Annotated in this window: 14 protein-coding genes and 1 tRNA gene; all 15 read left to right on the forward strand. The window is 61.9% G+C overall.

All coding sequences use genetic code 11. From position 1 onward, the window contains the following. Window positions 1–153 precede the first annotated feature (153 nt). The 15 genes from LDZ21_RS05230 (at window position 154) to nuoK (ending at window position 12869) form a co-directional block, all read left to right on the forward strand. Window positions 154–1170 carry an NAD(P)H-quinone oxidoreductase gene (locus LDZ21_RS05230; protein ID WP_244794509.1) on the forward strand — a complete coding sequence of 339 codons (1017 nt, stop codon included), beginning with the start codon at window positions 154–156 and terminating at the stop codon, window positions 1168–1170. A 185-nt stretch (window positions 1171–1355) separates the two neighbouring features. Then, entirely contained in the window at window positions 1356–2129 is a 774-nt protein-coding gene (gene tpiA, locus LDZ21_RS05235; RefSeq protein ID WP_244794511.1) for a triose-phosphate isomerase, read from the forward strand. An 80-nt stretch (window positions 2130–2209) separates the two neighbouring features. Beyond that, window positions 2210–2575 carry a preprotein translocase subunit SecG gene (gene secG, locus LDZ21_RS05240; RefSeq protein ID WP_035959390.1) on the forward strand — a complete coding sequence of 122 codons (366 nt, stop codon included), beginning with the start codon at window positions 2210–2212 and terminating at the stop codon, window positions 2573–2575. 127 nt (window positions 2576–2702) lie between these two features. Further along, a tRNA-Leu gene (locus LDZ21_RS05245) sits at window positions 2703–2787 on the forward strand. Between the two features lie 177 nt (window positions 2788–2964). Then, on the forward strand, window positions 2965–3324 hold the full coding sequence (locus LDZ21_RS05250; RefSeq protein ID WP_035959388.1) for an NADH-quinone oxidoreductase subunit A: 360 nt from the start codon (window positions 2965–2967) through the stop codon (window positions 3322–3324). 61 nt (window positions 3325–3385) lie between these two features. Beyond that, a complete protein-coding gene (locus LDZ21_RS05255; RefSeq protein WP_006052903.1) occupies window positions 3386–3865 on the forward strand; it encodes a NuoB/complex I 20 kDa subunit family protein in 480 nt (159 codons plus the stop codon). 20 nt (window positions 3866–3885) lie between these two features. Then, window positions 3886–4488: an NADH-quinone oxidoreductase subunit C gene (locus tag LDZ21_RS05260; protein WP_035959387.1), complete on the forward strand. Its 603-nt coding sequence runs from the start codon at window positions 3886–3888 to the stop codon at window positions 4486–4488. A gap of 9 nt (window positions 4489–4497) precedes the next feature. After that, entirely contained in the window at window positions 4498–5751 is a 1254-nt protein-coding gene (locus LDZ21_RS05265; RefSeq protein ID WP_035959386.1) for an NADH-quinone oxidoreductase subunit D, read from the forward strand. 168 nt (window positions 5752–5919) lie between these two features. Further along, entirely contained in the window at window positions 5920–6405 is a 486-nt protein-coding gene (gene nuoE, locus LDZ21_RS05270) for an NADH-quinone oxidoreductase subunit NuoE (RefSeq protein ID WP_035959385.1), read from the forward strand. Beyond that, window positions 6402–7724: an NADH-quinone oxidoreductase subunit NuoF gene (gene nuoF, locus LDZ21_RS05275; RefSeq protein WP_244794513.1), complete on the forward strand. Its 1323-nt coding sequence runs from the start codon at window positions 6402–6404 to the stop codon at window positions 7722–7724. The genes nuoE and nuoF overlap by 4 nt, the downstream gene beginning before the upstream one ends. Before the next feature lie 50 nt (window positions 7725–7774). After that, entirely contained in the window at window positions 7775–10111 is a 2337-nt protein-coding gene (nuoG, locus tag LDZ21_RS05280) for an NADH-quinone oxidoreductase subunit NuoG (RefSeq protein WP_244794515.1), read from the forward strand. Continuing rightward, window positions 10111–11175, forward strand: a complete 1065-nt coding sequence (nuoH, locus tag LDZ21_RS05285) for an NADH-quinone oxidoreductase subunit NuoH (protein WP_035959381.1) — start codon at window positions 10111–10113, stop codon at window positions 11173–11175. The genes nuoG and nuoH overlap by 1 nt, the downstream gene beginning before the upstream one ends. 26 nt (window positions 11176–11201) lie before the next feature. After that, a complete protein-coding gene (nuoI, locus tag LDZ21_RS05290; protein WP_035959380.1) occupies window positions 11202–11690 on the forward strand; it encodes an NADH-quinone oxidoreductase subunit NuoI in 489 nt (162 codons plus the stop codon). A 162-nt stretch (window positions 11691–11852) separates the two neighbouring features. Further along, window positions 11853–12542: an NADH-quinone oxidoreductase subunit J gene (locus LDZ21_RS05295; RefSeq protein WP_035959378.1), complete on the forward strand. Its 690-nt coding sequence runs from the start codon at window positions 11853–11855 to the stop codon at window positions 12540–12542. 21 nt (window positions 12543–12563) lie between these two features. Further along, window positions 12564–12869 (forward strand): NADH-quinone oxidoreductase subunit NuoK, encoded by a 306-nt coding sequence (gene nuoK / locus LDZ21_RS05300; RefSeq protein ID WP_007588140.1) that lies wholly within the window; start codon window positions 12564–12566, stop codon window positions 12867–12869. Window positions 12870–12874: the final 5 nt, after the last annotated feature.

Raw genomic sequence — 12874 nt, forward strand, 5'->3', positions numbered from 1 at the left:
TTCATGTATGACGGCGTTCGGGCTATGCATTGTCCGACGCGTCATCGGATTCGATGGCAGTGTGGCGCGTGAAGCGCGCGTCGCGTGCGCACTGCCATCCGATTCGAGCCGTAGCGTCATTCGATCAACCTGCCACGCATTCAGGGGAAAGCTATGAAGGCCATCGAAATCACGGAGTTCGGCGCACCCGAAGTGCTGAAGCTGGGCGAGCGTCCGATGCCCGAAGCGGGCGAGGGCGAAGTGCTGATCAAGGTCGCGGCTTCGGGCGTGAACCGGCCCGACGTCTTTCAACGCAAGGGCGCGTATGCACCGCCGCCGGGCGCGTCGCATTTGCCGGGGCTGGAAGTGGCGGGCGAGATCGTCGATGGCGACTTCGATTCGAAGCACAACCCGTTCGGTCTCAAGAAGGGCGATCGCGTGTGCGCGCTGCTCGCGGGCGGCGGCTATGCGGAATACGCGGTCGCGCCGATCGAGCAATGCCTGCCGGTGCCGGCAGGCCTCTCCGATATCGAAGCGGCCTCGCTGCCCGAGACGTTCTTCACCGTATGGAGCAACGTGTTCGAGCGCGCGCATCTCGGCGCCGGCGAGAACGGTGAGGAGGAGACGCTGCTCGTGCAGGGCGGATCGAGCGGGATCGGCGTGACGGCGATTCAGATTGCGCGGGCGCTCGGTTTTCGCGTGTTCGCCACCGCCGGCAGCGACGAAAAGTGCCGCGCGTGCGAATCGCTCGGCGCGGAGCGCGCGATCAACTACAAGACGGAAGATTTCGTCGAAGTGGTGAAATCGCTGACGAACGATCGCGGCGTCGACGTCATTCTCGATATGGTCGCCGGCGACTATCTGCCGCGCGAGCTGAAGGCGCTGGCCGACGGCGGCCGCATCTGCGTGATCGCGCTGCTCGGCGGCGCGAAGGCGGAAATCAACCTGAACGACATCTTGCGCCGCCGGCTCGTTATCACCGGCTCGACGCTGCGTCCGCGTCCTGTTGCGTTCAAGGCGAAGATCGCCGCGAAGCTGAAGGAGCGCGTGTGGCCGGAGATTGAAGCGGGACGCATCAAGCCGGTGATCCACCAGGTATTTCCGGCGGCCGAGGCGGCGGCCGCGCATGCGTTGATGGAGAGCAGCACCCACGTTGGCAAGATCGTGCTCGACTGGCGCGACAACGCGTGACAGCACAATGCAACGGCAGCCGCTTTGGCGGTTTGACCGGTTTCGCGGTATCACAGTAAAATCGCCTGTTTTGTAAGCAGTTTGCAGTCACAGCGCTTCATTCCAATAACAGGGCGGCTTCCGTATCGAGAGGCCGTCTGATCGACTAAGAAGGCGGCTGTCGAAAGCCGCCGAGCGACGAGACAATGTCCAGAGAACGAGCAAAACTGGTGGTGGGCAACTGGAAGATGCATGGTCGCATCAAGGACAACGCGGCCCTGCTGACCGAAGTCGCCGCAGGCGCATCGGCTTTGCAGAATGGCGTGAGTGTCGGCGTATGCGTGCCGTGCCCGTATCTCGCGCAATCGCAGGCGTTGCTTTCGGGCTCGCTGTTGCGCTGGGGCGTGCAGGATATTTCGGCGCACGCGCAAGGCGCCTACACCGGTGAAGTCGCTGCGGAAATGGCAGCCGATTTCGGCGCGACGTACGCGATCGTCGGACATTCGGAGCGGCGCGCGTATCATCGCGAAACGCCCGAGCTCGTCGCGGCGAAGGCGCGTCGTGCGCTGGAAGCGGGTTTGACGCCGATCGTCTGTATCGGCGAAACGCTCGAAGAGCGCGAATCCGGCGCGACGGAGCAAGTCATCGGCGCGCAACTGGACGCCGTGCTGCTTATGTTGAGCGCGGCGGAAGCGGCGCGCATCGTCATCGCCTATGAACCGGTGTGGGCGATCGGCACGGGCAAGAGCGCGACGGCCGAGCAGGCGCAGGGCGTTCACGCGTTCGTGCGCGGCAAGCTGGCCGAAAAGGGCGAAGCGGTAGCGAACGTACCGGTGTTGTATGGCGGCAGCGTGAAGCCCGAGAACGCGCAGGAATTGTTCGGGCAACGGGACATCGACGGCGGGCTGATTGGCGGCGCGTCGCTGAAGTCGAAAGATTTTCTTGCGATCTGCCAGGCGGCGCACACCGCGACGCGATAAGCGGCCGGACGCAGGGCAGTAGAAAGAGTAAGTCGCGGCACGTGAGTGTCACGGAAACATCAAGATCTAGGTGAGTTTAAATGCTGTATTTGAAGACATTGATTATCGTCGTCCAGTTGCTGTCGGCGCTTGGCGTTATCGGGCTCGTGCTGCTGCAACACGGCAAGGGCGCGGACATGGGCGCGGCGTTCGGCAGCGGGGCATCGGGAAGCCTGTTTGGCGCGACCGGATCGGCGAACTTCCTCTCGCGCACCACCGCCGTCCTCGCGGCGATCTTCTTCATCACGACGCTTGCGCTGACCTATCTCGGCAGCTACAAGCCGCAGACGTCGGCTGGCGTGCTAGGCGGCGCCGCTCCGGCTGCATCAGCGCCCGCTTCGGGTGCCTCGGCACCCGCTGCAACGGCTCCCGCATCGGCGGCGCCGGGCACTGACGTACCGAAATAACGTCCGGGACATATTTTCGCGAAATTCGTGTTTTATGCGTTGAACAATTCTTGAGGCCTAGTTATAATTCAAGTCTTGAAGCGATTCGCGGCAATTAAGAAGTTGTTTTCCCGGATTGCAGTACAGTGCCGACGTGGTGAAATTGGTAGACACGCTATCTTGAGGGGGTAGTGGCGAAAGCTGTGCGAGTTCGAGTCTCGCCGTCGGCACCAAAAGTTATCCAATGCCAGCCGCTTGCTTCGCTTCGGCTGGCATTGTCACTTCTGGAGTACCCTTATGCTGCCGTGTGGCATCGTGAGTGGTCCCAAGTGAGTTCCGTCGCCGGGTGGTCTGTCCCGGCAGAAGCGCCCAATCATCGACTGACCGAACCTACCGATCTGAGGATAGCCTTGAACCTCGCACCCTATTACCCCGTCTTCTTGTTCCTCGTGGTGGGCCTTGGTTTAGGTATAGCGTTGGTCAGCATCGGCAAGATTCTCGGTCCCAGCAAGCCTGACACCGAAAAGAACGCGCCTTACGAGTGCGGCTTCGAAGCCTTCGAAGACGCCCGTATGAAGTTCGATGTGCGTTACTATCTCGTCGCAATTCTTTTCATCATTTTCGACCTTGAGACGGCGTTCCTGTTTCCGTGGGGCGTGGCTCTGCGTGATATCGGCTGGCCCGGCTTCATGGCCATGATGATCTTTCTGCTCGAATTCCTGCTCGGCTTCGCCTACATCTGGAGAAAGGGCGGCCTCGACTGGGAATAACGGGTAGATCACCGGATTCATGGGCGGCTTTGGCTGGCTGCTCATCTGGAGTGGAAATCAAATGAGTATCGAAGGGGTCTTGAAGGAAGGCTTTGTCACCACCACGGCTGACAAGCTGATCAACTGGACGCGCACCGGCTCGTTGTGGCCGATGACGTTCGGTCTCGCGTGCTGCGCGGTCGAGATGATGCATGCGGGCGCGGCCCGCTACGACCTGGACCGCTTCGGCGTGGTGTTTCGCCCGAGTCCGCGTCAGTCCGACGTGATGATCGTCGCCGGCACGCTATGCAACAAGATGGCGCCCGCGCTTCGTAAGGTGTACGACCAGATGGCCGAGCCTCGCTGGGTCATCTCGATGGGTTCGTGCGCGAACGGTGGCGGCTATTACCACTACTCGTACTCCGTCGTGCGCGGCTGCGACCGAATCGTTCCGGTCGATGTCTACGTTCCCGGCTGTCCTCCCACGGCCGAAGCGCTGGTCTACGGCGTGATCCAGTTGCAGGCGAAGATTCGCCGCACCAACACCATCGCCCGTCAATAAAGGCCTGAGCCTCCCCAACTATGGCAAGCAAACTCGAGACCCTGAAGGCGAACCTCGAGACGGCGTTTGGCGGCCGTCTCCAGAGCATCACCGAGTCGCTGGGTCAGTTGACGGTCGTCGTGAAGGCGGCCGATTACCTCGAAGTCGCAACCCGCCTGCGTGACGATCGCTCGCTCGGTTTCGAGCAGTTGATGGACCTCGCCGGCGTCGACTATTCGACCTATGGCGACGGCGCCTACGAAGGCCCGCGCTTCGCAGCCGTTCTGCATCTCCTCTCCGTGTCGAATAACTGGCGGGTGCGCGTGCGCGTATTCGCACCGGACGACGACGTGCCGATCGTGCCGTCGGTGGTCGACGTCTGGTCGTCAGCCAACTGGTACGAGCGCGAGGCATTCGACCTCTACGGCATCGTGTTCGAAGGCCACCCCGATCTGCGCCGCATTCTCACGGACTATGGCTTCATCGGCCATCCGTTCCGCAAGGACTTCCCGGTGAGCGGTTTCGTCGAGATGCGTTATGACCCGGAAGAGAAGCGCGTCGTGTATCAGCCCGTGACGATCGAGCCGCGCGAGATCACGCCGCGCGTGATTCGCGAAGATCGCTACGGTGGCCTGAAACATTAAGAGAGCGTCATGGCAGAGATCAAGAATTACACGCTGAATTTTGGCCCGCAGCACCCTGCCGCACACGGCGTGTTGCGCCTCGTGCTGGAACTGGACGGCGAAGTGATCCAGCGCGCCGATCCGCACATCGGCCTGCTGCATCGCGCGACCGAAAAGCTCGCGGAAACCAAGACGTTCATTCAGTCCGTGCCGTACATGGACCGTCTCGACTACGTGTCGATGATGTGTAACGAGCACGCTTACGTGCTCGCCATCGAGAAGCTGCTCGGCGTCGACGTGCCGGTGCGCGCGAAATACATCCGCGTGCTGTTCGATGAAATCACGCGCGTGCTGAACCACCTGATGTGGATCGGCTCGCACGCGCTCGACGTCGGCGCGATGGCCGTGTTCCTCTACGCGTTCCGCGAGCGCGAAGACCTGATGGACGTCTACGAGGCGGTATCCGGCGCGCGCATGCACGCGGCCTACTATCGTCCGGGCGGCGTGTATCGCGATCTGCCGGACGCGATGCCGCAATACAAGGTTTCTAAGATTCGTAACGCGAAGGCGCTCGAGAGGATGAACGAGAACCGTCAGGGTTCGCTGCTCGACTTCATCGACGACTTCTTCACGCGTTTCCCCGGTCATGTCGACGAGTACGAAACGCTGCTCACCGACAACCGAATCTGGAAGCAGCGTCTGGTCGGCATCGGCGTGGTCAGCCCTGAGCGCGCATTGCAGCTCGGCATGAGCGGCGCGATGCTGCGCGGTTCGGGCATCGAATGGGACCTGCGCAAGAAGCAGCCGTACGAAGTCTACGACCAGCTCGACTTCGACATCCCCGTCGGCGTGAATGGCGATTGCTATGACCGCTATCTGGTGCGCGTCGAAGAAATGCGTCAATCCACGCGTATCGCCAAACAGTGCATTGCCTGGCTGCGCGCGAATCCCGGCCCTGTGATGATCGATAATCACAAGGTTGCGCCGCCATCGCGTGTCGGCATGAAGAGCAACATGGAAGAGCTGATTCACCACTTCAAGCTCTTTACCGAAGGCTTCCATGTGCCGGAAGGCGAGACGTACGCCGCGATCGAGCATCCGAAGGGCGAATTCGGCATCTATCTGGTCTCGGACGGCGCGAACAAGCCGTACCGCCTGAAGATCCGTGCGCCCGGTTATGCACACCTCGCCTCGCTCGACGAAATGGCGCGCGGCCACATGATCGCCGACGCCGTGACGATCATCGGTACGCAAGACATCGTGTTCGGCGAGATCGATCGCTGATCCATTCGCCCGCTGCAAGCACGGCGCGCTCGTCGAGCCGCCGTCGCGGTGAATCGAAGCGGGAAGCGTAGAAGCAATTACAGGAAACCGCAGGACGCCAGGTCTGCTGCAATAAGATGGTCGCGGCAGGTTTTCGTTCGGTAGGAATTGAAAGAGTCGTGTCTGAAAATGATCTCAGCTGAAGGCCTCAAAGAAATCGATCGTGCGATCGCGAAGTATCCCGCCGAGCAAAAGCAGTCGGCGGTGATGGCTGCGCTCGCTGTCGCGCAGGAGGAACACGGATGGCTGTCGCCGGAACTGATGAAGTTCGTCGCCGACTATCTGGGCATGCCGCCTGTTGCCGTACAGGAAGTCGCCACCTTCTACACGATGTACGAACTGGCGCCGGTCGGTAAGCACAAGATCACGCTCTGCACGAACCTGCCTTGCCAGTTGGGCCCGGATGGCGGCTCCGACAGCGCGGCGCAGTATCTGAAGCAGAAGCTCGGCATCGATTTCGGCGAGACCACGCCCGACGGCAAGTTCACGCTGAAGGAAGGCGAGTGCTTCGGTTCGTGCGGCGATGCGCCGGTGATGCTCGTGAACAATCACCGCATGTGCAGCTTCATGAGCCGCGAGAAGATCGACCAGTTGATCGAGGAACTTTCGAAATGACGTCTCTCCACGATCGTCACATCAAGCCGCTGATCCTCGCCGGCCTCAACGGCGAGAACTGGCATCTCGAAGATTACGTTGCGCGCGGCGGCTACAAGCAACTGCGCCGCATTCTCGAAGAAAAGATTCCGCCGGAGCAGGTGATCGCCGACGTCAAGGCGTCGGGTCTGCGCGGCCGTGGCGGTGCAGGCTTCCCGACCGGCCTGAAGTGGAGCTTCATGCCGCGCCAGTTTCCGGGGCAAAAGTATCTCGTTTGCAACTCGGACGAGGGCGAGCCGGGCACGTTCAAGGACCGCGATATCCTGCGCTGGAATCCGCACGCGCTGATCGAAGGCATGGCCATCGGCGCGTACGCGATGGGCATCACCGTCGGCTACAACTACATCCACGGCGAGATCTTCGAGGTCTACCGCGTGTTCGAAGCGGCGCTCGAAGAAGCGCGCGCAGCCGGTTATCTCGGCGCGAACGTTCTCGGCTCCGGCTTCTCGTTCGAGCTTTACGCGCATCACGGTTACGGCGCGTACATCTGCGGCGAAGAAACGGCGCTGCTCGAATCGCTCGAAGGCAAGAAGGGCCAGCCGCGCTTCAAGCCGCCGTTCCCGGCGAGCTTCGGCGTGTACGGCAAGCCGACCACGATCAACAACACCGAAACGTTCGCGGCGGTGCCGTTCCTGCTGGAAATCGGCCCGCAGAATTATCTGGAACTCGGCAAGCCGAACAACGGCGGCACGAAGATTTTCTCGGTGTCGGGCGATGTGAACCGTCCGGGCAATTACGAAATTCCGCTCGGGACGCCGTTCTCGACGCTGATGGAACTCGCCGGCGGCGTGCGCGGCAACTCGGTGAAGGCGGTGATTCCGGGCGGTTCGTCCGCGCCGGTCGTGCCTGGCGAGATGATGCTCGCCACCGACATGGACTACGATTCGATCGCCAAAGCCGGTTCGATGCTGGGCTCGGGCGCGGTCATCGTCATGAACGAGACGCGCTGCATGGTGCGCTCGCTGTTGCGCCTGTCGTACTTCTATTACGAAGAGTCATGCGGCCAGTGCACGCCTTGCCGCGAGGGCACGGGCTGGCTTTATCGCGTCGTGCATCGCATCGAGCATGGTCTCGGGCGCAAGGAAGATCTGGATCTTCTGAACTCGGTCGCCGAAAACATCATGGGCCGCACGATTTGCGCGCTCGGCGATGCCGCGGCGATGCCGGTGCGCGGCATGCTGAAGCACTTCTGGAACGAATTCGAATATCACGTCGAGCACAAGCACTGTCTCGTCGGCGGGCACGCACATCATGCGGCGTCCGAAGCGCTTACCGCGTAATCAGGCGCACAAGTCAGTTGCGCGAAAGAGGTTGAGGACCATTCCCCATCATGGTTGAACTAGAAATTGACGGCAAGACGGTCGAGGTGCCCGAAGGCAGCATGGTGATCCAGGCTGCGCATAAGGTCGATACGTACATTCCTCACTTCTGCTATCACAAGAAGCTGTCGATCGCGGCGAACTGCCGGATGTGCCTCGTCGAAGTCGAGAAAATGCCGAAGGCGGTCCCCGCGTGCGCGACCCCCGTGTCCGCGGGCATGGTCGTGCGCACGACGTCCGACAAGGCCGTGAAGGCCCAGCAGTCGGTGATGGAATTCCTGCTGATCAACCATCCGCTCGATTGCCCGATCTGCGATCAGGGCGGCGAGTGCCAGTTGCAGGATCTGGCGGTCGGTTACGGCAAGTCGCAGTCTCGCTATAGCGAAGAAAAGCGCGTCGTGTTCCACAAGAACGTCGGTCCGCTCATCTCGATGGAAGAGATGACGCGCTGCATCCACTGCACCCGCTGCGTGCGCTTCGGCCAGGAAGTCGCGGGCGTGATGGAACTCGGCATGCTGGGCCGCGGCGAGCATTCGGAGATCACGTCGTTCGTCGGCAAGACGGTGGATTCCGAACTGTCCGGCAACATGATCGACCTGTGCCCGGTCGGCGCGCTCACGAGCAAGCCGTTCCGCTACAGCGCGCGGACGTGGGAATTGTCGCGCCGCAAGTCGGTGAGCCCGCATGATTCCGTCGGCGCGAACCTGGTCGTCCAGGTGAAGAACAACCGCGTGATGCGCGTTCTGCCGATGGAAAATGAAGCCATCAACGAATGCTGGATCTCGGACAAGGACCGCTTCTCCTACGAAGGCCTGAACAGCGACGAGCGTCTCACCACGCCGATGCTGAAGCAGGGCGGCAACTGGATCGAAACCGACTGGCAGACCGCGCTCGAATACGTGGCGAAGGGCATCAAGGGCATCAAGGCGGATCATGGCGCGAACGCCATCGCCGCGCTCGCGACGCCGCATAGCACGATCGAAGAACTGCACCTGCTGAAGGCGCTGACTGAAGGCGTCGGCACGCCGAACATCGACTTCCGTCTGCGTCAAAGCGATTTCTCCGCGCCGGTCGGCGTGGGCGCGCCGTGGCTGGGCGTCAAGATCGCGGATCTGTCGAGCGTCGACACCGCTTTCGTGATCGGCTCGTTCCTGCGCCGCGATCATCCGCTCTTCGCCGCGCGTCTGCGTCAGGCAGCGAAGAACGGCGCGAAGCTCACGTTCCTCAACGCGAGCAACGACGATTCGCTGATCCCAACCGCGCATCGCCTGGTGGCGGCGCCGTCGGCATGGCTGGATCAACTGGCGGGTATCGCGGCGGCGGTCTCCGAGGCGCGCGGCGTCGCGTTGCCCGAGGCATTCGCGGGTCGCGAAGCATCGGCTGCGGCAAAGGACGTTGCTGCGTCGCTGTCGGCGGGCGAGAAGCGCGTCGTGCTGCTCGGCAACGTCGCGGTTCAGCATCCTGATTTCGCGCAGATTCAAGCGGCGGCGCAGTGGATCGCCGATAACACCGGCGCGAGCTTCGGCTTCCTGACCGAAGGTGCAAACTCGGTCGGCGCCCATCTCGTCGACGCATTGCCGGGCGAAGGCGGCCTCAATGCACGCGAAGTGTTCGAACAACCGCGCAAGGGCTACGTGCTGCTGAACGCGGAGCCGGAATTCGACACGGCCAATCCGGCGCAAGCCATCGCTGCGCTGAAGTCGGCGGAAATGGTCGTCGTGATGTCGCCGTTCAGGCACGGCATGGAGTATGCGGACGTGCTGCTGCCCATCGCGCCGTTCACGGAAACATCGGGCACGTTCGTCAACGCGGAAGGCACGGCTCAGTCGTTCAACGGCGTCGTGCGCGGTCTCGGCGATACGCGTCCGGGCTGGAAGGTGCTGCGCGTGCTCGGCACGATGCTCGGCCTGCCGGGCTTCGAATTCGACACCGCCGAAGAAGTGCGCATCGCGGCGCTCGGCACGGGTGATCTGACCACGCGCCTGTCGAACAAGACGACGGTCGCGGCAAAGCGCGCAGCGTCGAACATCGCGGTGAAGGGCGGCTTCGAGCGTCTTGCCGATGTGCCGATCTATCACGCCGACGCGCTCGTGCGCCGCGCGCCGTCGCTGCATCTGACCGCAGCGGCGCGCGACGCGAATGTCGCCGGCCTGCCGACGACGCTCTTCGACAAGCTCGGCCTGAAGGACGGCGACGCGGTGCGTGTCAAGCAAGGCAACCTGTCGGTGGTGCTGCCCGCGGTCCGTGACGCGAATCTGGCTGAATCGGTGGTCCGCGTGCCGGCCGCGACGGCGGCTGGCGCGGCACTCGGCGGCCTGTTCGGTGAACTGGTAGTGGAGAAGGCGTAATGGGCTTGTTCGATACGATCAACGCAGGCGGCACGCAGCTTCTTGGCGTTGCATGGCCGACCGTGTGGGCGCTCGTGCGCATCGTCGTCGTGGCGGTGGTGATCCTGCTGTGCGTCGCGTACCTGATTCTCTGGGAGCGCAAGCTCATCGGCTGGATGCACGTGCGTCTCGGACCGAACCGCGTCGGCCCGGCTGGCTTGTTGCAGCCAATCGCGGACGTGCTGAAGCTGCTGCTGAAGGAAGTCATTCAGCCGACGCAAGCCAGCAAGTGGATCTACGTGATTGCGCCGATCATGACCGTGGTTCCGGCGTTCGCCGTGTGGGCGGTCATTCCGTTCCAGGCGAAGGCCGTGCTCGGCAACATCAACGCGGGCCTGCTGTACATCATGGCGATCTCGTCGATCGGCGTGTACGGCGTGATTCTCGCGGGCTGGGCATCGAACTCGAAGTACGCGTTCCTCGGCGCGATGCGCGCGGCGGCGCAGATGGTGTCCTACGAAATCTCGATGGGCTTCGCGCTGGTCGTCGTGTTGATGGTCGCCGGCACACTGAACATGTCGGACATCGTCGCTTCGCAGCAGCGCGGCATCTTCGCGGGCTTCGGCGTGAACTTCCTGTCGTGGAACTGGCTGCCGCTGTTGCCGATGTTCGTCGTGTACTTCATCTCGGGCATCGCCGAAACGAACCGTCACCCGTTCGACGTCGTGGAAGGCGAATCGGAGATCGTCGCGGGTCACATGATCGACTATTCGGGCATGGCGTTCGCGCTGTTCTTCCTGGCCGAATACATCAACATGATCGTGATTTCGGCGATCGCGGCGACGCTGTTTCTGGGCGGCTGGGATGCACCGTTCGGCTTCCTGTCGTTCATCCCCGGCGTCTTCTGGCTCGTGCTGAAAGTCTTCTTGCTGCTGTCGATTTTCATCTGGGCGCGCGCGACTTTCCCACGTTACCGCTATGACCAGATCATGCGTCTCGGCTGGAAGGTTTTCCTGCCGGTGTCGGTCGTGTGGGTGGTCGTGGTCGGCTTCTGGATCATGTCGCCGCTCAACATCTGGAAGTAACGGCGAAAGAGCGGACGAAAATCATCATGAATGCCATTCAGAACTTCTTTAAGACCTTCTTCCTGACCGAGCTGCTGAAGGGTCTGGCGCTGACGGGACGTTACACGTTCCAGCGCAAGATCACCGTGCAGTTCCCGGAAGAAAAGACGCCGGTTTCGCCGCGCTTCCGCGGGTTGCATGCGCTGCGCCGCTACGAAAACGGTGAAGAGCGCTGCATCGCGTGCAAGCTGTGCGAAGCGGTATGCCCGGCGCTCGCGATCACCATCGAATCGGAAACGCGCGCGGACAACACCCGCCGCACGACGCGCTACGACATCGACCTGACCAAGTGCATCTTCTGCGGCTTCTGTGAAGAAAGCTGCCCGGTCGACTCGATCGTCGAGACGCACATCCTCGAGTATCACGGCGAAAAACGCGGCGATCTGTATTTCACGAAGGACATGCTGCTTGCAGTGGGCGATCGTTACGAGAAGGAAATCGCCGCATCGAAGGCGGCCGACGCTCCTTACCGTTGATGCGAGTTCGGTGTCGGCGCCGCGCGGAAAGAACCAGGCGTCATGCTTTCGCGCAAACCGGCATCGAACACGAAGCGATTCTGCTTTGGTGTCGGCGCACGCGAAAAGAAACGCGCGCCGACACACCATGCCTGATGATGGCCTAACGATGAACCGGTAATCATGGAATTCACAACCGTACTGTTCTATATCTTCGCGCTGCTGCTGACCGTGTCCGCGCTGAAGGTGATCACTTCGCGCAATCCGGTGTCGTCCGCGCTTTTTCTCGTGCTCGCGTTCTTCAACGCGGCCGCGATCTGGATGCTGCTGCAAGCCGAATTCCTCGCGATCCTGCTGGTTCTCGTGTATGTCGGCGCCGTGATGGTGCTGTTCCTGTTCGTCGTGATGATGCTGGACATCAACATCGACGTGCTGCGACGCGACTTCCGGCGCTTCGTGCCGCTCGCGACCATCGTCGGCGCGATCATCGTGATCGAGACCGCGCTGATCCTGTGGCACGGCTACGGGGACACCTTCGCGCCGCTGCGTGATGCGGCAGCGGGCGCGGGCGTCGGCGGGGCGGCGGTCATGCCGAACACGCAACTCATCGGCAAGGTCATCTACACCGACTACATTTTCGCGTTCGAAATCGCGGGCCTCGTGCTGCTCGTCGCGATCATCGCAGCGATCTCGCTCACCATCCGCGACAAGAAGGACAAGAAGACGCAAACCGTCAGCGAGCAGGTCAAGGTGCGCCGCGAAGACCGCGTGCGCCTCGTGAAGATGCAAGCGGAGAAGCAGGCGCCGGACGCGTCTGTCGAGCCCGCCGTGACCGGCAATGTCGGCGCGGGCACCGTCGACAACAAAGGCTGAGCGCAGAGGAGAAATCTAAACATGTTGAGTCTTGCTCATTACCTGGTGCTCGGCGCGATCCTGTTCGCGATCAGCATCGTCGGGATCTTCCTGAACCGCCGCAACGTGATCATCATCTTGATGGCCATCGAGCTGATGCTGCTCGCGGTGAACACCAATTTCGTCGCGTTCTCGCACTATCTGGGCGACGTGCACGGCCAGATTTTCGTGTTCTTCGTCCTGACCGTGGCCGCCGCCGAAGCCGCGATCGGTCTCGCGATTCTCGTGACCCTGTTCCGTAGCCTCGACACGATCAACGTCGAGGATCTCGATCAGCTCAAAGGTTAATTTCA

This window comes from Caballeronia grimmiae (genome assembly GCF_022879615.1).
GTDB classification, from domain to species: Bacteria; Pseudomonadota; Gammaproteobacteria; order Burkholderiales; family Burkholderiaceae; genus Caballeronia; species Caballeronia grimmiae.